Raw genomic sequence first — 19912 nt, 5'->3', positions numbered from 1 at the left:
GAATTTATAAATATCTATGCGCTTTCAGCGAGTGTTGGTTGATCTGCAAAACTACTGACAAAACTTTCTGTATCCGACACCCATCCAAAGAAGGTTTTTATGTTGTACATACTTGCGACATGGGCTTCTTTTGGCCCTGCTTGATGACAGGCATCGTCTAAAGCCACGCCAAAATATTCTAGAAAGAAGCCATCTCTGAGCGTCGATTCAACACATACATTGGTCGCGATACCGACAAAAACCAAATTACGAATTCCACGCACTCTGAGCATGCTGTCTAGCGCTGTGTTAAAGAATCCACTATAACGAGGCTTTTCAATCACAATATCTTGCGGAGCTGGCACCAACTCATCAATCAACTCAAAATCCCAATCCCCTTTTGCTAACAATTTGCCTTGTAACTCAGGACGCTTACGCATGGTCTTCAGTGCATTTGATTTATGAAAGTTTGGTGAATCAATACCACCTGCTTCACGATATTGATTATCCCAACCGTTTTTGAAATAGATCACTTGAATACCAGCATCATGTGCTGCAGAAACTGCCTTTTTAATATTTTCAACCACAGGTTTTGTCGTCGACACATCAAACCCAGCAAGATCTAAATAACCACCTTTTGACGTATACGCATTTTGCATATCAATCACGATTAGTGCTGTTTGCTCTGGTGCAAGCACAATATTTTCCGGTTCGGCTTTGAGTTTTACACCCGTACCCGCTTGTGCAGTAAATCCAGCTTCAACGGTATTTTCTAAATGACTCATGCGATTTTCTCCAACACAGGTTCTGAACTCATTCCTTCAACCACAACATGTTCACGACATTTCATAAGCGGCTGAATCCGTTGTCCAAAACTTTCAACACCTTCAACAAAATCATCAAATGTCAGTAAAATGCCTTCAGTTCCTTTCACCTCACTAATCTCATCTAGCATTTTTGCGATAGTTTCGTAAGAACCCACCAACGTTCCCATATTGATGTTGACTGGTGATACTGATGAAGCCATTTGACGAATATTAGTATCTGCACCGGATTTAGTATCTTTTCCGCCTTGATTCATTAACCAGTTGATCGCTTCAATATCAGCGCCATCGTTATAATGTTGCCACTTCGCCATCGCTTCTTCGTCTGTTTCAGCAGCGATAATCATGAACAAAACGTAGGTTTGAACATCACGCCCCGTAATATCTGTTTTTGCTTTTAAACGATCGTTGATTTCTGCATATGCTGTTGGTGTATTAAGCCCTTTACCAAAAACAAAATTGTAATCAGCGTGTTGAGCAGAAAATTCCAAACCTGTATCCGATTGACCAGCGCAGATAATTTTCATCTCTGCTTGCGGGCGTGGGCTAACTCGGCAATCATCCATTTGGAAATGGTCACCTTTAAAATCAGATTTACCTGTTGCCCATAATTCACGCAGAATTTGTACGTATTCAGATAAGTATTCGTAACGCTTTCCGAAATATTCATCACCGGGCCACATGCCCATTTGGGTATATTCTGGCGCTTGCCAACCTGTGACGACATTTAGGCCGAAACGACCATTCGAAATTGAATCAATCGTAGATGCCATGCGTGCAACTATGGCAGGCGGCATCACTAGCGTCGCAGCTGTTGCATAAATTTTTATTTTGCTGGTGACTGCAGCAAGACCCGCCATAAGCGTAAAAGTTTCTAAGTTGTGATCCCAAAACTCAGTTTTACCCCCGAAACCACGCAGCTTGATCATAGACAATGCAAAGTCAAAACCGTAATGCTCTGAGCGTTGGACAATTTTTTTATTTAACTCAAAACTTGGTTTGTATTGAGGAGCATTTTCTGAGAGTAACCAGCCATTATTTCCGATCGGACAAAAGACACCAATTTTCATATCTAACACTCCTAATTTAACGATCAGTTAAATTTTATTTAGTAGGATTAAGCCTTAGAGCTTGTATTAGATATTTAGCAAATGATGTGCCAATTATTATTTTATTATATATTACAACAACTTAATAATTTTATATTTTACCTTATGATAAATTAATCATATAATCCCAATACCCATTACTCCTAAATAACGTCATAAAAAAGTGCACAAGATGTTCCAAAAAATACCATTTGGTAAAATAATTAAAAAAACCACGATCTCAATCGTGGTTTTTTATATGCAATTGAAAAGTTTCAAATGCTAGAGTGATCGAAGAAATTGAATAATTGCCTGATTAGTGATATCTGGCTCAGTCACAGTAGAAGCATGTGCACCTACATCAAAAATTGAGCATTGTGCATGTACAAAATTTTTCTGAAGATCAAGAGTCTTATGTACTGGAACCAAGAAATCATCACGATTTGCAATCAAGTGAATTGGAGTTCGTTGAAGTGCGGTGATATGTTCATTCGTTATTTTAAATTCCTTTAAAGCCTTCAGACGTCTCAATACATTCTCTTTTGGTGGAAAGTTTCGGAGTTGATTATTTTCTGCTTGTTGTATTTGATCGATATTAACAGAGATCCATACAGGTGGATAAAGAAATAATGCTTGAGCTCTAACATATGCCTCTGCACCAGCATTTTCTAATAACGATTCTCGAGCTTCAAAACATTTGAGCGTATGTGGATCTAGTGAGTCCCACGCATTAATATTGGTCAAACTCAACATTTCCAATTTTGTATTTTGAATTAAAACGGCTAACTCCGCTCCAATATGCCCACCTAAAGCATGACCGATAAAATGGAATTCATCGATCTTTAGATCCTCTAAAATCTGTATCACTTGTATTGCCATATCGGTCATTGAATAAGTTGGTGCTAGTAATGCAGCATCTGCATGACATCCTTGTTGATCATATGTAATGACATGAAAAAATCGAGTCAATATATCTAATTGAGGATGCCAAAAATGTCCATGCCCTCCTAACCCTGAAGATAACAACACAAATTGAGCATTAGGATTAGCTTTGCAGTAAAAAACTTGATACGTCATAAATTTTACCTATCGATAAAAAATAACTACAACTCTGCAATTAACATGCCCAAGCTAATTCAATTAAAAATTTATTTCTAAAATGCTAAATTTATAATTCTAAAGATAAACAATAATTGTTATCATTTACAATAATTACATACACTCACACTTTCTTACTTTTATGAACAGTACAGAATTCGAACTACCAGGCGAGTTAACACTTGGGAATCAAGTAAAAAAAATTCGTAAGACTACTAAATCAGTTTCTATCAGTTATCGCCTGATGGTGCTCTATCGTTTTTTATTGGCGGGTATTGGAGGTTATTTGCTTGCATCCCTCTCTGCTATCGTGATTGCACAAACATTTAGCACATATCAATCTAGCGCAGCGATGTCAGCAACGCTCATTGCTTTCTGTTTACAGTGTGCAGCGTTTATTTGGGTTTTTATGGTTCACAAAACCAGAAAAGCTACATTGGGCATCGTCTTACCTAGCCTTGCTTTATTTCTCATCTATAAAATCATGGGGAACTAATTCATGAGAAGTGATGCCAAAGCTGAAGGCCCACGCCAGTCTATGTCATGGTTACATACTTGGGCTAGTTTGATACTAGGATGGTTGCTGTATGCGATCTTTGTAACTGGTACTTTGAGTTTTTTCCAAGCAGAAATCAGTACATGGATGAAGCCCGAGTATCACCAATCGATTCCAAGCCAATCTCAACTCGAGCAGACGCAAGTGGCTCTGCAATATTTGCAGAATAATCATGATGATGCAGGGAGCTGGGGAATTCAATTGCCCAATGCTCGTCAAAATTACACCACACTGAATATCCGGAATGTCGGAGAAGATCCCAATGCTCGTCGCGGTGGTAAACGTGTGACGATTGACAGTGCCACAGGTGAAGTATTAGAAGCCCGTGAAACCCGTGGTGGTAGTTTTCTGTATCGTTTCCATTTTGAATTATACGGAATGCCACGTATATGGTCACGTTGGATTGTGGGCATAGCAACCATGTTTATGCTTGTTGCAATTATTAGTGGCATCATCACCCATAAGAAAATCTTTAAAGATTTCTTTACCTTTAGAACAGGTAAAGGACAGCGTTCTTGGTTAGACGCACATAATGCAACAGCTGTATTCGCACTTCCCTTTCATATCATGATCACTTTTAGTGGTTTACTTTTATTATTGTTTACCATCATGCCATGGGGGGTACAGCAAATTTATGACAATCGTGGCGCCTTTCTACAAGACCAACGAAAATCCTTAATTCAAAATCCAGCAGAACCACAAGGGCAGACTCGTACTGATCAACCGCAAGGAAATCAGCGCTCAATGATGAATGCTCGTACAGAAATTGAGGCTCGTGGTACGCAGTCAGCATCAAATGAACATACTAACAAAATGGATGGTGAGAGAAAGAATCGAGGTGAAAGTCGACGTACGCGCAACCAAGATCGAAAAGCTGAACCTGCACCACTTACAGATATTGCTCCGATCCTCACTCAAGCTGAAGCGAAGTGGAAAAACAATCCGATTGGTTCGATCACAATTAAAGCACCAAATACATCGAAGGCGACCATTGAGTTACGTGCTTTACACGGCGCAAGTATCGCTCATCGTGGCGTATATGAAACTTTAGACTTCAATGGTGTGACAGGTCAAAACATTACAGATGATTCCGCTCAACTCAAAAATCCTTCTATTCCCAATGGCATTTACAATGTTGTCACTGTTCTACATGAAGCACGAGGAGTTGATTTAGCCTTACGTTGGATACTCTTTTTTTCTGGTATCGTTGGCACGCTAATGGTCGCAACAGGATTAATTTTATGGTGCGTCAAACGTGCACCTCAACAAGCGAAACAAGGTTATAAATCCTTTGGGTATCGTACGGTCGAGATTACCAACATCGCTGCGATTATCGGCTTACCAATTGCTTGTGCAGCTTATTTTTATGCAAACCGTTTTATCCCTGTTGATATGGAAATGCGTATAAACTGGGAAATCCGTACATTCTTTATAGTGTGGCTCTTCACACTGGTTTATGCTGTTTTTCGCACCCATCGCCAAGCTTGGCTTGAATTACTGAGTCTCGCTACCCTGCTTTTTGCTTTACTTCCGCTTTTAAACTTTATCACAGGTGGTCAACCTTTATGGCGTTCTATAGCTCACGGACAATGGGTTATCGCTTCGTTCGATCTGGCGATGATAGTTTTAGCAGTAGTTTTTTATTTTGCACTTTACAAAGTTCAAAATCATCAAGGAACTCCATTAAAAAAGAGTCAAGTTTTACCTAAGGTAGAGGGGTAATCACCATGAGCTTTTTTCTCCTCATTTGGGCAGTTTGTACTTTAGGTTTTATAGGTTTAGCCAGTGCAATACAAAAGCATCAAAAACAAATTTTTGGTCAAACATTGAGTATTAAACACCAGAAAATAGCCTCAATGGTTGGATGGGGATTCCTGTCGTTAGGGCTTATCCTCTGCATGAGCAAAGGACAAGTCAGTAATATGATGAGTTATTGGGTTGGTGTACTGACATTCGCTGCGCTTTTTGTTGCACTTTGTCTGACCTATTTTGAGTCACAAATAAAAAAAATCATTTTGGGCGTATCTTTTATTGGATTCATTAGCTTGATCTTCTCAATCATTTAATACTTTACTTGATAAAAACCGACCAATATTTCATTTCAATATGGGTCGGTTTTTTTCTTCTTAAATTAGCTTTAAACGTGAATCACGCTGAAGTTCTAGCAATTCAAACGTATAATCAACCTCATTTATTATGGCGATTAAGGATCGGTACGCATGGAACTTCGACATTTGAAATATTTCGTCTCAGTTGCCGAAGAACTTAATTTTACGCGTGCTGCAGAAAAACTCTTTATAGCGCAGCCCTCTTTAAGTCAGCAAATTAAAGATCTTGAAGCGGAATTAGGTACATCCCTGCTGATTCGTAAAAGCAGAAGCTTATCGCTCACAGAGGAAGGAGAAACTTTTTTAAAAGATGCTCGACATATATTGAAACTTGCTCAAGACGCCAAACACAAGATTCAAATTATGGCGAATACCAAGAAAAATAAATTAAATATTGGCTTTTTACCTGTGGCAGAAATGAAAATTTTTCCCTATGTCATGCCTATTATTCGTGCACAACAGCCTGATTTAGATATTCAATTTCATAGTTTGAGCTGTGTACATCAAATCCAAGCACTTCGTGATCAAAAAATTGATGTCGCATTCACTCGCCAATGTATCGATGATGAGCATATTACCTCTATCGAATTGTTCAGTGAGCCTCTGATCTTGCTGATTCCTCGTCATTCAGCCCATGCGCATTTAGACTGTATTTCAAAACAGGATTTAATTGCCCAAAAATTTATCATGAGCGAGGAAACTGCCTCACCGATCTTATTCCAAAAAATTCAAAACATTTTTGAAGCTCTAAATACATCTATTCAAGTTGCTCAATACTCGAGTAACATTTTAATGAATATTAATCTTGTAGCGATGCAAGTCGGTTGGACCATTGTTCCAAAATATGTTGAAAGCTTGCTCAGTGAAAATGTCTTAATTAAGTCAACTGAAATTGATTTACCGAATATCAGCTTATATTTGAGTTTCAGAAAACAAGATCAAAGTAAGCATTTGCAAACTGTGAAAAATATTCTAAGCCAACACTTTCATTGTCATATTTTTTAAAACTTTGAACGCTATTTTAAAAATAAAAAACCTGCAAATTTGCAGGTTTTCTTTTAGATTAGTCTTAAACTTTTTGATTAAACGCCAAGTTTATCAAACAGCTTTTGACTGAGCTCTTCGCTCGTCTGAGGAATACTTAAGCCCGCGACAAATTTATCTGGTCTTAAAAATGCCATCGAATATTGAGTGCGACCAAACCACGCACGAATCGCATGCTCTGTATCCCCAAGTGTCAATATTTCATCATCATGAGCATCAGTTTTCAATTGTTCAGGTGGAACGACTTTAATAAATTTCACACCCAAGGCTTTCCATTTTTGAATACTTGTTGGTGTGAGTCCCCAAGTCGGATCTACTCCCCAAGCAATAATAGCAAAGCCTTGACCAATAAAATCATCCAGTAATTTCACCTGACCTGTGCTATCTTGCATTTTAGGTTGAATAAACATTTTACCGATTGGTGATGTCTTATTGACCTGTCCAACCAAAATACCAGATTTATATTGTGGCATTGGCTTAAAGCGCATTTCCAACAAATATTGTTTAACTGGTTTAATGTAATTTAGAACATATGAAATAGCATCACGCGCAGTACCTTGCCATTTTTTAGGCGGAGCCAGCACATGGCCTGCTGTAACAGATAAATCAATCATCGCTTTGGCATGATCATGACGCTCTTCTTGATAAGAATCTAGAACTTTAGCATCTACTTTACCTTGTACGACCATAGCCAGTTTCCAAGATAAATTGAACGCATCACGCATTCCACTGTTATAACCCTGTCCCTGCCATACTGGCATAATGTGCGCTGCATCTCCCGCAAGTAAGATACGCCCTTCTTTAAATCTACTGGCAATACGTGCATTATGGGTATAAACACGATTTCGGATCACATCGATATTTTCAGTGTTTGGTAATACTTTGGATAAAAGTTTAGCCATGTTTTCAGGTTGGCTAAGTTGCTCTTGCGTCTCCCCTGGCATCACCATAAATTCAAAACGACGGATACCATGTGGTAAAGCCGCTGACACATATGGACGTACTGGATCGCAACATAAGTAAATATGTGGTGTCGCCAATGGATCGTTTGCAATATCGACAACAATCCATTGGTTTGGTGCAGTTTTACCTTCAAAAGGAATATTCAACATACGGCGAACGTAGCTATTACCACCATCACATGCCACTAGATACTTTGCAGTTATATATTCAATTGTTTTATCTTTATTTTGGATTTGAACTTCAACTTGATCTTCAGTCTGCTTAAAACTTTGAAGTTGACGAGAAAAAAGTACTTCCACATCATCAAAACGTTCTAAACCTTCCAATAATTCTGCATCAACATAAGGTTGTACGAATGCGTTACGACGAGGGAAACCAAACTCACGTGTTTTAGGTTGAATATCTGCAAAACAACGGCCTGAAGGCGTAAGAAAACGCATCGCATGATCGGGAGTGGTATGCGGCAATACTTTGTTGATCAAACCAATCGATTGCATTGTTCTTAGAGATTCATCATCAATACCAATTGCACGAGGATAATCAATCAATTGATCGAGCTGTTCAATCACTTTTACTTTTAAGCCCGCAAGGCCAAGGCCGTTCGCCATCGTTAAACCGACTGGGCCTGCACCAAGTACGATCACATCTGCTGAATAAGTGTTGGTCTGTGACATGGTCAATCTCCTCTAATATTCGCATTAGAGAGGATTTTCAGCATAGGAAAAAGTTATGCTAAGGTCTTATGAAATTTAAGAAATTGTGACTTTTACTTCAATTCCATCAAAAAACCTTAATTTATGTCGCTCATCTATAGCTTTTACCTATAGTTGAATTTGTAATTCATCTACAAAATATCTTAGTAAATAGGCTCGAACCATACTACTCAAGCTTTGAATCAGTTTTGCAGTATAATCAGGGAACAACTTTAATATTTTTTGCTTCGCTTTGAAGCCATGGAATCCCACTATGACGAAACGTGTTACCGTCCCGATTGCTCTCGAAAATCGTGCTCATGCAGGTAATGCCGCTGCTCAATTTGAACTTGCTGAACTTTATATGACGAGTGAACACGATGAAGACATTGCGCTTGCAGAAGAATGGGCTTTACGTGCTGGTCAATTGGGTCATGTCGAAGCGATGTACTGGTTAGGGGAAGGTTATACCCATTATGCAAAAGAAGTTTTAGAAGAAGATCCTGAAGATGCAAAACTAAACTTTGAGTACGGTTTTAACTGGCTCACGCAAGCTAGTAAACATCAACATGCTGCTGCAATTTTAGAGCTCGCAGGTTATTACCGTCGTGGTAATGTGGTCGAAAAAGATGTACAAAAATCTGTTGAATTGGTGACTCAAGCCGCTGAACTTGGTGATACTCAAGCAATGCGTGATTTATCTGCCATCTATGCACATGGTTTAGGTGTGGATGTAAACGAGGAAAAAGCTGATTATTGGCAGGAAAAGGCTCAATCAAGCACTTAAGATAAATCTCGTTTTTTTGCCTCAAAAGCCTTCATGATTGAAGGCTTTTTATTGAACTACTTTAGATCTTGTTAAAACTTTAACATACCTTAAAATAGTAACGCACTATAAGACAGTGACTTACTTTTAGATATTAATTAACTTCAGCGATGATGGCTTGTCTACAGATCCCGTCTACTGCCCTTTGCTGCTCAAATACTTTTTTCGACATTGCTTCAAAGCTATCAAAAAAGCAGATTTCCTCTTCATTGATGTCATAAATCAATGAATGATTACCAATGCCTTCTAAAGTATCGTAATACACGATCACGAACTTATTGGCATCAAATGCGATTTGAATATCTTGATAGCTGATTGCGGGGGATATTTTTAGCGCAAGTTTTTCAGCTTCTAAATAACTTAGCTTTTCTTGCTCTTGAAGTGCATTGTCTTCATCTGTGGTAAATTCCACATCTAAGCCAAATTTTTTAAGTCCCACCGCTAGACCGATCGTGGTCGTTCCATCACCCTCTACATAACCACAGACTTCTTTTAGTTGTTCAATGTCTGGGTCTAACCCAAGATGTTGAAAGAGCATCCATACGGCATAAATACCAGCATTGGCTTCTAGATTGGCGAGTTCTTCGGGAATTTCCATCAAAAATATATATTATTTATTGAGCTATCAATTATAACAAATAATCTTCTTCAAAATTTAAGAAATTAAATACAAAATTCAAGCTCACTCATCTAAAAGTTTCAAAAAGTCTGGACATTGTAAATGGTCATCGTATGGACATTTTTCAACGTGTGTCAAAATTAAGAGTAAGTTATTTAAAGTCTCAATTTTATCTTTGATTTCGTTTTTTGCTTCCCTAACTTGATCTCTTTTAATTTTAATTTTTTCATGATCAATTGCCATATTTTTAATTTGGCTCAGCGTCATACCACCATTTTGGAAGATCTTGATTAATGAGATATTCTGTATTGCTCGGGATGAATACTGTCTTCTAAGCCCTTTCCTTCCAATAGATCGAATAAGTCCTTTTGATTCATAAAACCTAATCGTGGCAGTTGAAGTATTTGTCCGATCAGCTAGATCACCTATATCTATTTCCATTAATGCACCTTGACTTCAAGTTAGCTTTAAGTTGCACACTAGCATGACTTAAATTAGAGAGTCATCCTTTCATGAATATTTTAATTTACATTTTAGCTTTAGGCCTAAGCGCTACTTTAATTATGGATTTTTTAGGTTGGGCAAGAGCGATGATTTTTAAAATCCCCTCATTTAACTATGCTTATTTGGGTAGGTTTTTCTTTTTAGTTAAAAATAAAAAATACGTATACAGAAATATTACCGAAGCCCCTGTACACAAATTTGAATACATTACGGGTTGGGTATTTCATTATATAACCGGTATTTTTTTCGCTTTAATTTATACTTATATCGATAATTCACATACTACTTTGGAAGCTTTTATATCTTCTATTTTATTTGGACTTTCAACTGCTATTATCCCATTTTTGGTGATGCAACCTATTCTTGGATTTGGTTTCTTTGCGAGTAAAACGCCCAATCAATGGATCAGCATAAAAAATAGCTTAGTGGCACATTTAAACTTCGGAATCGGTTTATTTATAGCCCAAATTATTCAATCCTACATTTTCTCAACATTACACTAATGAAAGCTTGATAGATTGAATGATAAAAATTTTAAATTAAATTTCTAATACGTTGCCAAAATAAATCAATCAAAGACAAAATTATTCGAATTTGTGATGAAAAAATCGATCGGAAGGGAGAATCTGTAGGTTTGTCATTTTATGCTTTCTTTTCAAATAGAAATAATGACCCCGATGCACTCATGGAAGTAGCTCATTGGTGGATCATGAAACATAAACTTGACCACTTTGAAAAAGCACAGAAAATAAAATCTCTAATATCATCGGAATCTGAAGTTGACGCGATTTAATTGAAATACTTTGAATCACCAATAACCAACTTAACATTGGAAATTCGCAAGTTTATAAGTACAATACTGCCCTAGTCGAGGGATGCTGCGACGTTTTACAAGTACAAAATGTAAAAGCGCCAGGCTCGACGATCGGTCAATCTGCTCAGATGGACCAACAACGGCATCCGCGAACATAATGATCAATTTTTGTTTTTTATAAGGAGATCGTGATGAACGCGGTTAATGCTTCATTTACAGATTATAAAGTTGCCGATATTTCACTTGCTGACTACGGCCGTAAAGAAATCAAACTTGCAGAAGCTGAAATGCCAGCCCTTATGGGTCTGCGTAAGCGTTACTCTGCGGCTAAACCACTTGCTGGTGCTAAAATTTTGGGTTGTATCCACATGACAATCCAAACAGCTGTTCTTATCGAAACTTTGGTAGAGCTTGGTGCTGAAGTTCGTTGGACATCTTGCAATATTTTCTCAACTCAAGACCACGCTGCGGCAGCTATTGCAGCTTCTGGTGTTCCAGTATTTGCTTGGAAAGGCGAAACTGAAGAAGAATACATGTGGTGTCTTGAACAACAAATTAATGTAAATGGTACGCCTTGGGATGCCAACATGATTCTGGACGACGGTGGTGACTTAACTGCGCTTGTTCATGAAAAATACCCAGAAGTACTCGCAAAAATTCACGGTATTACTGAAGAAACCACGACAGGTGTTCAACGTCTTCTCGAAATGTGGAAAGACGGTTCATTGAAAGTGCCTGCGATCAACGTTAACGATTCAGTCACTAAATCTAAAAACGACAACAAATACGGTTGCCGTCACTCTCTAAACGATGCCATCAAACGTGCAACTGACATGCTGTTATCTGGTCGTCGTGCACTTGTAATTGGTTACGGTGATGTAGGTAAAGGTTCTGCGCAATCGCTTCGTCAAGAAGGCATGATCGTACGTGTTTCTGAAATCGATCCAATCTGTGCAATGCAAGCATGTATGGACGGTTACGAAGTAGTTTCTCCATACAAGAATGGCGTACAAACAGGTAAAAAAGAAGACGTTAACGCTGACCTTCTTCAAAATACTGACTTAATCGTAACAACGACTGGTAACTACCACGTTTGTGACGCTGCAATGCTTGATACATTAAAAGCAGGTGCAGTAGTTTGTAATATCGGTCACTTTGACACTGAAATCGATACCAACTACTTACGTGGTTATAAATGGGTTGAAGTTAAACCACAAGTTCACCAAGTATATCGTTCAGAAAATGAAAATGATTACCTCATTCTTCTTTCTGAAGGTCGCTTAGTAAATCTTGGTAATGCAACTGGTCACCCATCACGCGTGATGGACGGTTCTTTTGCGAACCAAGTTTTAGGTCAAATGCACTTGTTCGCAGAGAAATTTGCTGAACTTCCTGAAGATCAAAAACAAGCAGCGATTCGTGTTGAACTTCTTCCTAAGAAATTAGATGAAGAAGTTGCTGCAGCAATGGTTGCAGGTTTCGGTGGTGTTCTGACTCAATTAACTCAAGAACAAGCGGACTACCTTGGGGTTGCTGTTGAAGGTCCATTCAAATCTGACGCTTATAAATACTAATCTTTGAACAAGCAGGCTGAACAGCCTGCTTTTCTTTGAATTCTATTTTGCTGAAATAAGTACAAAGGATTTGAACATGTCTAAACAGATTCCAATTTCTTTTGAGTTTTTCCCAACCAAAACTGATGCAGGTGCGGAAAAACTTAAGGTTGTTCACCAAGAACTGCAGTTGCTGAATCCAGAGTTTTTCTCTGTGACTTATGGTGCAGGTGGTTCTACACGTGAACGTACACTTTCGACTTTAGCTGATTTTAATGGCAAAGGCACGCCTGTTGCTCCTCACCTCTCTTGTATTGGTGATAGCAAAGAACGGATCGCTGAACTTTTAGATTTATACAAATCTCAAGGGATTGACCGTATAGTTGCACTACGTGGTGACTTACCTTCCGGTCAAGTTGGCTTAGGTGAATTACCGTATGCTCAGGATTTAGTACGCTTTATCCGTGAACATTCGGGTGACCACTTCCAGATTGAAGTTGCAGCTTACCCTGAAATGCACCCACAAGCAGATAGCTTTGATTTAGACATCAAACGCTTTTGTGAGAAAGCCAATGCAGGTGCAAATGCAGCCTTAACTCAATTCTTCTTTAATCCAGATGCGTATTTTTACTTTGTAGAGCGCATTCAAAAAGAAGGTGTGAATATTCCTGTGGCACCTGGCATTATGCCAATTACCAATGCAAGCAACTTAATTCGCTTTGCAGATGGTACCGGTGCCGAAATCCCTCGTTGGATTCGTAAGCAACTTGCGGCTTATGGTGATGACACTGCTTCAATTAAAGCCTTTGGTCATGAAGTGATTGTGAAGCTATGTGAACGCCTCATTGCTGGTGGTGCGCCAAGCTTACACTTTTATACGATGAACACCACTGATCCAACTCGTCAACTTGTAAAAGACCTCGGTCTAGCATAAGTCTCCTGACTTCTTTTATCGACAGCTTAGGTTCACCTTATTTGATGTAGGGACTGAAGATAAAAGAAGTTTTTATTTTACCGATTTTAGAGTAATGCAGATGCCTCGTTTTTTTATTGAAGCAGACCTTAATGTAAATACAACAGTTGAACTGACTGAAACTGTATTTCATCATTGGGTCAAAGTTTTACGTGCACAAGTCGGTGAAAAAGCGACCTTGTTTAATGGTCAAGGTGGCGAATATCAAGTTGAATTAACTGAAGCCAATAAAAAAACAGGCTCGGTTCTAATTCAAGAATTTAACCCAACCAATCGCACACCAAACTTTAATGCCTTACTTGGTCAAGTAATGAGTAAAGGTGACCGCATGGATTATGCTATTCAAAAAGCGGTTGAGTTAGGCGTATCTGAAATTCAACTTCTCACCTCTGAACGTTGCGAAATGCGTTTAAAGTACGACCGTGATCAGAAAAAACTTGATCATTGGCAAGGTATAGCAATTGCAGCTTGCGAGCAGTGTGGAATGAATATTGTTCCAAAAATATTAGCTCCACTCCCTTTGGCACAATGGTTAAATAGCACACTCCCTGAAACGAAATTAGTCTTAGCCCCCAATAAAGATGAGGTCGATGTGTTAAATGATGCCTCCTCAAATATAACGCTACTCATTGGTCCAGAAGGTGGATTAAGTGAAGCTGAAATCCAATCTGCAAATCAGCATGGATTTATCAATTGGTGTATTGGTGAACGTGTTTTACGTACAGAAACTGCACCAGTGGTTGCTTTATCGATCTTAAATTACAAATTTTAATAAATATTTTCTCAAAATTCCGTGATTTAAATCACAATTGAATTGATTTTCTTCCAATTAGACAGTACTTTAATGAGAAAAGAGTTGTCGCGCTAAATTTATATTTTTTTAAGTTCGTACTCAAAAATAATTCAAATAAAGTAGAAAGAAAATTAAGGTATTACCAGTTATGAGTGAAGTTCAGGGAGAGCATGTTTCCAACTCTGTACTCGATAGCCAGATCAAAAGTGCGACATCTAATTTGCATTTTTTTTTAGCGTGGGTGCTCTTTGCCTGCATCTATAATCAACTTATTTACTTCTTTTATTTCAAAAGCTTTTCAATACCTTATACCATTTGGCTAATTATATTTACCGCCATTCTTTTAATCTGTTTTTGCTTTACCCTCTTTTTTAAAAAATCTAATCAAATTAGTATTTTTAACTTAGACATGTGGGCACAATTGGTTTGCTTAATTACTGGAGCTGGTCTAGCTATTGGTATTTATACCGTATTACAGCTTATCCCCGAACATAATCCAGAAGTCAAAGATATACATATGTTGACTTTAGCTGGGTTAATGTTATCTATTGTTTATACTTTTGCTATTGTATTTTTATCACAGCGGTTACGATACTTCCTTTATGTTTTTTTGCCTTCAGCTTCGGCCATAGTCCTCTCCAATTTCCTTTTTTTAGATAATACTCCTGATGTTTTTAGTTTAATCTTTAATATTTGGTTTGGTGTATTACTTATTTGCGCAATCCTTACCCATAAGATGTACCGCCGTCTTGGAATATTAAATAGTCACAATAAATTCTATTTATCTGAATCTAGAAAACATCTTATGGAGTCATCACTTCTCCAAGAAAAGCTAAAAAATGAGATTGAAAAATCCAAAGAAATTGAAAGCCAATTACAAATGCATAATCAATTACTCGAACAAAAAGTAATTGAACGAACCTACGATATTAATAAGATCAACGATCGACTGCAGCACCATCAAGCTAACCTCGATTTTGCGCATGAAACTGCTGGAATTTCATCTTGGCTATGGAATATTGAGAAAAGAACCATTGAAATTTCAGGAATTAAATATGGTAATCAGGTTTTACATTACCAAAGTGCTACTGATCAAATTAACGAGTTTATTCACCCAGAAGATCAAGAAAATTATCGTAAAGAGCTCCGTAAACATTTAAGAGGAAATACTGAACGTTTTGAAGCACATTATAGAACTAAAGTAAAAGATCAGTGGTTTTGGATTAAAGATATTGGTCGAGTTATTACACGTGATCCTGAAAATAATAAACCTCTTAAAATGGTGGGTATTTTCCAAGACATTGAAAGTGAAAAAAAAGCACAAGAAAAATTGAAATTAGCTTCGAATGTATTTAATCAAGTAGCCCAAGGGGTTTTCGTTTTAGACAATAACTTGTGTTTTTTAGAAGTTAATCCTTATTTTAGTGAATTGGTCAATATCCCACCGCAAGATATTATCTCAAAACACATCTTTGATATTACCAAATCTTCCACATCCCAACTCAGCCAACATCACGCCGATATAACTCAAACGGTGTTACTCACCGGACAATATGATGCTGAGGTTACTGAAGAATTTATTTCAGGAAAAATATTAACCTTGTGGCTGCATATCAATGCAGTTCGTGATGATAAAAATAGAATTTTAAATTATGTAGGCATCATTTCAGATTTGACTGAACGGAAACAAAATCTTGAAAGAATGGCCTACTTAGAGAATTACGATCTACTTACAGATTTACCTAACCGTGTTTATTTTAATTTACAGTTACACCAGTATCTAATTAGTAAATCTAAAATTCTGAGCCATTTTTCTATTATTCGTCTCAACATTGATCGATTTAGACATTTTAATGAGTTTATTAATCATCAAACTGGAGATGAAGTTCTCAAAGAAGTTTCCCGAAGACTGAAATATACCTGTTCTAAAGCTGTTCTGATTTCATATTTAAATAATGATGACTTTGCTATGATTTACAACTTAAATCATAGTCATTACACGATCCAACAAGTCGTCGATCAGATCCTTGAGGCCTTTGAAATACCCTTTATCATCGATGGGCAAGAACACATGATTCATGTCTCACTGGGTATCGCAATTTACCCCAATCATGGTAGACAAATTGGTAGCTTAAATAGTCACGCGGAAAGCGCTTTAACAGAAGCAAAAAAACTAGGGGGCAGCACAGCCTATTATTATGACAACAAGCCTGAATCCATTTTTGGCAGTGACATTGAGCTCGAAAGAGATTTACGACTTGCTATAAAAAATCAGGACTTAGAAATTTACTATCAACCTAAGATAGAAAGTAAAACGATGCAAGTGAGCGGCTTTGAAGCGTTAATCCGCTGGAATCATCCAAAGTACGGCATCATCATGCCAGATCGTTTTATACCTATTGCTGAAATGACTAGTCTGATCTCAGATATCGGAAAATTTGTTATTTTCCAGACATGTAAGCAACTTAAAATATGGCATGAATTAGGATTTGATAAGTTACAAATTTCTATTAATGTCGTGGCGCAACAGATCCATCGTGGGGAATTTCTCAATTTTATTGATCAAGCCGTGCTTAAATACTCACTCAAGCCGGAGTTTATAGAGTTTGAACTTACCGAGTCATCATTGTTAGATAAATCATCTCATGTTTTTGATTTGTTAGACCAAATTAAGGATAAAAATTTCTCAATTGCCTTAGATGACTTTGGAACAGGCTATTCTTCACTTGCATATCTTGCCGACTATCCTATTGATACACTCAAGATTGATCGCGCCTTTATTTCAAAGATTGGCACTCGTAAAAATAATGCTATTGTCGATGCAATTATTTCAATGGGTAAAACGATGGGGATGAAATTAGTTGCTGAAGGTGTTGAGGATATCGAGCAAATTGAATATTTAAAAAAACAAGGTTGTGATTATTTCCAAGGTTATTATTTTTCGAGACCATTAAATAGCGCTGATAGCACTCAATTTCTGCAAAATGAATATCAATTCTCAAAAATTAAATAAAGGCTAGACCAAAGTCCTAAATATGTATGAAATTTCGACTTTTAACTGTGATCAATGTGCAACTAGTGGTATATTCGAACCGATATAACCAAAAAACCAGCAAGGCTGGAACATTGTAATAACTGGGATTCAGATGGACGATCAATCTTTAAAACAGCAAGCACTCTATTACCACGAATTTCCAACGCCAGGAAAAATCAGCGTTACTCCGAGTAAGCAACTCGTCAACCAACATGATCTAGCATTAGCATATTCCCCAGGTGTTGCAGTGCCATGTTTGGAAATTGAAAAAGACCCTTCTAAAGCAGCGCTTTATACTGCACGTGGTAACTTAGTCGCAGTCGTCAGTAATGGTACTGCAGTACTCGGTTTGGGTAATATTGGTCCCCTCGCCTCTAAACCAGTGATGGAAGGTAAAGGCGTCCTGTTTAAAAAGTTTGCAGGCGTTGATGTTTTCGATATCGAAATTGCAGAAAACGATCCAGATAAAATCGTAGATATTGTTGCTGCTCTTGAACCGACTTTCGGCGGTATTAACCTCGAGGACATTAAAGCTCCAGAATGTTTCTATATTGAACAGAAACTTCGCGAGCGTATGAATATCCCAGTTTTTCATGATGATCAGCATGGAACATCAATTATTGTAGGTTCAGCGCTTTTAAATGCTTTGCAATTGAACGGCAAAAAAATTGAAGATATCAAGATCGTCGCTTCTGGAGCAGGTGCTGCTGCACTGTCATGTCTAGATCTTCTTTGTGCGCTTGGTGCTAAAAAAGAAAATATCATTGTTGCTGACTCTCGTGGACTCTTAACAAAAAAACGTGAAGGTTTAGACGAGTCTAAAAAACGCTATGTTCAAGATATCGAAGGTTCTCAGCTTGGCGACGTAATTGCTGGTGCAGATATGTTTCTTGGTCTATCAGCTGCGGGTATTTTGACTAAAGAAATGGTCAAAGTCATGGCGAAGGATCCAATTATCTTCGCGCTTGCTAATCCAGATCCTGAAATTCTGCCTGAACATGCACATGAAGTTCGTGATGATATCATCATGGCGACGGGCCGTTCAGACTATCCGAACCAAGTCAATAATGCGCTTTGCTTCCCATATATCTTCCGTGGTGCACTTGATGTAGGTGCAACAACCATTAACGAAGAAATGAAGATTGCATGTGTACACGCAATTGCTCGTATGGCACATGTAGAAGCTGATGCTGCATCTTATGGTGAAAAATCTGCATCATTTGGACGTGATTACCTAATTCCACGCCCACTAGATCAACGCTTGATTCTTGAAATTGCGCCTGCTGTTGCAAAAGCTGCGATGGATTCTGGTGTAGCGACTCGTCCAATCCAAGATTTCTCCGTGTATCATCAGCGTCTTTCTGAGTTCGTTTACAACTCAGCATTTATGATGAAACCAATTTTTGCTCAAGCGAAAACTGATCCTAAACGTATTGCTTATGCGGAAGGTGAAGATCTTCGTGTTCTTCGTGCTGTTCAAATTGCAGTAGACGAAGGCCTGGCAAAACCGATCTTGGTGGGTCGTACTGCTGTAATCGAAGCGAATATTAAGAAATTAGGTTTACGTTTAGAAAATGGTGTGAATATCACTATCGTTGATCAAGAAACAAATCCTGATTACGAAAAGTTTGCTGATGATTACTATAATCTGATGATGCGTAAAGGGGTAACACCTGAGTATGCACAACGTGAATCACGTCGTCGTTCGACCCTGATTGCAGCGATGTTAGTACGCCACGGCTTAGCAGATGGTATGCTATGCGGTACGTATTCTAGCTACGATATTCATTTAGATTTCGTGAGTAATGTCATTGGTTTAAAAGAAGGTCATAACACTTTCTTTACCTTAAATGCGTTGATGCTCGAAGATCGCAACTTGTTCATTGCAGATACATACATCAATCGTAACCCTACGGCTGAACAGCTTGCTGAAATGACTATATTAGCAGCAGATGAAGTCCGTCGTTTCGGTATTACTCCACGTGTAGCATTGTTGTCGCACTCAAGTTTTGGTTCTGATCAGACTGATCCTAGCGCTCAAAAAATGCGTAAAGTGTATGAAATCCTTTCTGAAATCGCACCTGAACTTGAAGTTGAAGGTGAAATGCATGCAGATGCAGCACTTGATGAAAATATCCGTAGCTTTGCATTCCCGAACTCGCGCTTCAAAGGTTCTGCGAATCTATTGATTATGCCGAATTTAGATGCTGCAAATATTTCATTCAACCTGTTGAAGTCAACTTCAGGAAATAATGTAACAATTGGTCCAATCTTATTAGGTGCGGCTAAGCCAGTTCATATCTTAACACCGACAGCAACTACGCGCCGTGTTGTGAATATGACTGCATTAACTGTTGCAGAAATTCAAGAAGAGGAAAAAAACGCGCTCTAATCCTTCATTTAGGGCACGTTTTGTGACTTGAGAAAACCTCTATTCTGATGCA

Annotated in this window: 18 protein-coding genes; 12 read left to right on the top strand and 6 right to left on the bottom strand. The window is 38.1% G+C overall.

Going from position 1 to position 19912, the window contains the following annotated elements; translation table 11 throughout:
- Positions 1-14 precede the first annotated feature (14 nt).
- The 3 genes from rutB to rutD all read right to left on the bottom strand — a co-directional run bounded on the left by rutB (position 15) and on the right by rutD (position 2968).
- On the bottom strand, positions 15-764 hold the full coding sequence (gene rutB, locus AC1M89_RS00645) for a pyrimidine utilization protein B (RefSeq protein WP_035265662.1): 750 nt from the start codon (positions 762-764) through the stop codon (positions 15-17).
- Positions 761-1873 carry a pyrimidine utilization protein A gene (gene rutA / locus AC1M89_RS00640; RefSeq protein ID WP_481613704.1) on the bottom strand — a complete coding sequence of 371 codons (1113 nt, stop codon included), beginning with the start codon at positions 1871-1873 and terminating at the stop codon, positions 761-763. The genes rutB and rutA overlap by 4 nt, the downstream gene beginning before the upstream one ends.
- Positions 1874-2173: 300 nt before the next feature.
- The gene (gene rutD, locus AC1M89_RS00635; RefSeq protein ID WP_481595595.1) at positions 2174-2968 is read right to left on the bottom strand and encodes a pyrimidine utilization protein D; all 795 of its coding nucleotides are present in this window, start codon (positions 2966-2968) and stop codon (positions 2174-2176) included.
- 163 nt (positions 2969-3131) lie between these two features.
- Here rutD and AC1M89_RS00630 point away from each other — a divergent pair, with 163 nt between their 5' ends.
- From AC1M89_RS00630 to AC1M89_RS00615, 4 genes are all read left to right on the top strand, one after another.
- Positions 3132-3485 carry a hypothetical protein gene (locus AC1M89_RS00630; protein ID WP_481595596.1) on the top strand — a complete coding sequence of 118 codons (354 nt, stop codon included), beginning with the start codon at positions 3132-3134 and terminating at the stop codon, positions 3483-3485.
- A gap of 3 nt (positions 3486-3488) precedes the next feature.
- Positions 3489-5267, top strand: coding sequence for a PepSY-associated TM helix domain-containing protein (locus AC1M89_RS00625; protein ID WP_481608310.1), 1779 nt, complete (start codon positions 3489-3491; stop codon positions 5265-5267).
- Positions 5268-5272: 5 nt separating this feature from the next.
- Entirely contained in the window at positions 5273-5611 is a 339-nt protein-coding gene (locus tag AC1M89_RS00620; protein WP_481595598.1) for a DUF3325 domain-containing protein, read from the top strand.
- A 153-nt stretch (positions 5612-5764) separates the two neighbouring features.
- Positions 5765-6658, top strand: a complete 894-nt coding sequence (locus tag AC1M89_RS00615) for a LysR substrate-binding domain-containing protein (RefSeq protein ID WP_481589734.1) — start codon at positions 5765-5767, stop codon at positions 6656-6658.
- Positions 6659-6735: 77 nt separating this feature from the next.
- Here AC1M89_RS00615 and AC1M89_RS00610 read toward each other — a convergent pair whose 3' ends face one another.
- A complete protein-coding gene (locus AC1M89_RS00610) occupies positions 6736-8334 on the bottom strand; it encodes a bifunctional 3-(3-hydroxy-phenyl)propionate/3-hydroxycinnamic acid hydroxylase (RefSeq protein ID WP_481595599.1) in 1599 nt (532 codons plus the stop codon).
- A 292-nt stretch (positions 8335-8626) separates the two neighbouring features.
- Here AC1M89_RS00610 and AC1M89_RS00605 point away from each other — a divergent pair, with 292 nt between their 5' ends.
- Positions 8627-9139 carry a tetratricopeptide repeat protein gene (locus AC1M89_RS00605; protein WP_035265647.1) on the top strand — a complete coding sequence of 171 codons (513 nt, stop codon included), beginning with the start codon at positions 8627-8629 and terminating at the stop codon, positions 9137-9139.
- Between the two features lie 133 nt (positions 9140-9272).
- Here the strand turns inward: AC1M89_RS00605 and AC1M89_RS00600 are convergent, their stop codons facing one another.
- Together AC1M89_RS00600 and AC1M89_RS00595 are read right to left on the bottom strand one after the other, a co-directional pair.
- A complete protein-coding gene (locus tag AC1M89_RS00600) occupies positions 9273-9776 on the bottom strand; it encodes a cysteine peptidase family C39 domain-containing protein (RefSeq protein ID WP_481596798.1) in 504 nt (167 codons plus the stop codon).
- An 84-nt stretch (positions 9777-9860) separates the two neighbouring features.
- A complete protein-coding gene (locus AC1M89_RS00595) occupies positions 9861-10238 on the bottom strand; it encodes a MerR family transcriptional regulator (RefSeq protein ID WP_092766006.1) in 378 nt (125 codons plus the stop codon).
- A gap of 71 nt (positions 10239-10309) precedes the next feature.
- Between AC1M89_RS00595 and AC1M89_RS00590 the strand changes: the two genes are divergently transcribed.
- The 7 genes from AC1M89_RS00590 (at position 10310) to AC1M89_RS00560 (ending at position 19860) form a co-directional block, all read left to right on the top strand.
- Positions 10310-10804 carry a DUF2938 family protein gene (locus tag AC1M89_RS00590; RefSeq protein WP_481591309.1) on the top strand — a complete coding sequence of 165 codons (495 nt, stop codon included), beginning with the start codon at positions 10310-10312 and terminating at the stop codon, positions 10802-10804.
- 47 nt (positions 10805-10851) lie between these two features.
- Positions 10852-11094, top strand: coding sequence for a DUF6500 family protein (locus AC1M89_RS00585; RefSeq protein WP_481613934.1), 243 nt, complete (start codon positions 10852-10854; stop codon positions 11092-11094).
- Between the two features lie 212 nt (positions 11095-11306).
- Complete coding sequence (ahcY, locus tag AC1M89_RS00580; RefSeq protein ID WP_481596797.1) at positions 11307-12689, top strand: adenosylhomocysteinase; 1383 nt, start codon at positions 11307-11309, stop codon at positions 12687-12689.
- Between the two features lie 76 nt (positions 12690-12765).
- Positions 12766-13602, top strand: a complete 837-nt coding sequence (gene metF, locus AC1M89_RS00575; protein ID WP_035266512.1) for a methylenetetrahydrofolate reductase [NAD(P)H] — start codon at positions 12766-12768, stop codon at positions 13600-13602.
- 100 nt (positions 13603-13702) lie between these two features.
- Positions 13703-14413 (top strand): 16S rRNA (uracil(1498)-N(3))-methyltransferase, encoded by a 711-nt coding sequence (locus AC1M89_RS00570; RefSeq protein WP_481613703.1) that lies wholly within the window; start codon positions 13703-13705, stop codon positions 14411-14413.
- A 169-nt stretch (positions 14414-14582) separates the two neighbouring features.
- The gene (locus AC1M89_RS00565; RefSeq protein WP_481613702.1) at positions 14583-17447 is read left to right on the top strand and encodes an EAL domain-containing protein; all 2865 of its coding nucleotides are present in this window, start codon (positions 14583-14585) and stop codon (positions 17445-17447) included.
- Between the two features lie 133 nt (positions 17448-17580).
- Positions 17581-19860 carry an NADP-dependent malic enzyme gene (locus AC1M89_RS00560; protein ID WP_481596795.1) on the top strand — a complete coding sequence of 760 codons (2280 nt, stop codon included), beginning with the start codon at positions 17581-17583 and terminating at the stop codon, positions 19858-19860.
- The last annotated feature ends 52 nt before the right edge of the window (positions 19861-19912 follow it).

The organism is Acinetobacter sp. ANC_7635, assembly GCF_056779945.1.
Note: the sequence above shows the minus strand (reverse complement) of the source record. Positions and strands in the feature narration are given on the sequence as shown.

Excerpts from the sequence above, each read along its gene's own strand:
- AC1M89_RS00590 (WP_481591309.1), top strand. The coding sequence starts at position 10,310 with ATGAATATTTTAATTTACATTTTAGCTTTAGGCCTAAGCGCTACTTTA.
- AC1M89_RS00615 (WP_481589734.1), top strand. The coding sequence starts at position 5,765 with ATGGAACTTCGACATTTGAAATATTTCGTCTCAGTTGCCGAAGAACTT.
- AC1M89_RS00625 (WP_481608310.1), top strand. The coding sequence starts at position 3,489 with ATGAGAAGTGATGCCAAAGCTGAAGGCCCACGCCAGTCTATGTCATGG.
- AC1M89_RS00565 (WP_481613702.1), top strand. The coding sequence starts at position 14,583 with ATGAGTGAAGTTCAGGGAGAGCATGTTTCCAACTCTGTACTCGATAGC.
- AC1M89_RS00595 (WP_092766006.1), bottom strand. The coding sequence starts at position 10,238 with ATGGAAATAGATATAGGTGATCTAGCTGATCGGACAAATACTTCAACT.
- AC1M89_RS00600 (WP_481596798.1), bottom strand. The coding sequence starts at position 9,776 with ATGGAAATTCCCGAAGAACTCGCCAATCTAGAAGCCAATGCTGGTATT.
- AC1M89_RS00620 (WP_481595598.1), top strand. The coding sequence starts at position 5,273 with ATGAGCTTTTTTCTCCTCATTTGGGCAGTTTGTACTTTAGGTTTTATA.
- AC1M89_RS00610 (WP_481595599.1), bottom strand. The coding sequence starts at position 8,334 with ATGTCACAGACCAACACTTATTCAGCAGATGTGATCGTACTTGGTGCA.
- rutA (WP_481613704.1), bottom strand. The coding sequence starts at position 1,873 with ATGAAAATTGGTGTCTTTTGTCCGATCGGAAATAATGGCTGGTTACTC.
- metF (WP_035266512.1), top strand. The coding sequence starts at position 12,766 with ATGTCTAAACAGATTCCAATTTCTTTTGAGTTTTTCCCAACCAAAACT.
- AC1M89_RS00605 (WP_035265647.1), top strand. The coding sequence starts at position 8,627 with ATGACGAAACGTGTTACCGTCCCGATTGCTCTCGAAAATCGTGCTCAT.
- ahcY (WP_481596797.1), top strand. The coding sequence starts at position 11,307 with ATGAACGCGGTTAATGCTTCATTTACAGATTATAAAGTTGCCGATATT.
- AC1M89_RS00630 (WP_481595596.1), top strand. The coding sequence starts at position 3,132 with ATGAACAGTACAGAATTCGAACTACCAGGCGAGTTAACACTTGGGAAT.
- rutD (WP_481595595.1), bottom strand. The coding sequence starts at position 2,968 with ATGACGTATCAAGTTTTTTACTGCAAAGCTAATCCTAATGCTCAATTT.
- AC1M89_RS00570 (WP_481613703.1), top strand. The coding sequence starts at position 13,703 with ATGCCTCGTTTTTTTATTGAAGCAGACCTTAATGTAAATACAACAGTT.
- rutB (WP_035265662.1), bottom strand. The coding sequence starts at position 764 with ATGAGTCATTTAGAAAATACCGTTGAAGCTGGATTTACTGCACAAGCG.
- AC1M89_RS00560 (WP_481596795.1), top strand. The coding sequence starts at position 17,581 with ATGGACGATCAATCTTTAAAACAGCAAGCACTCTATTACCACGAATTT.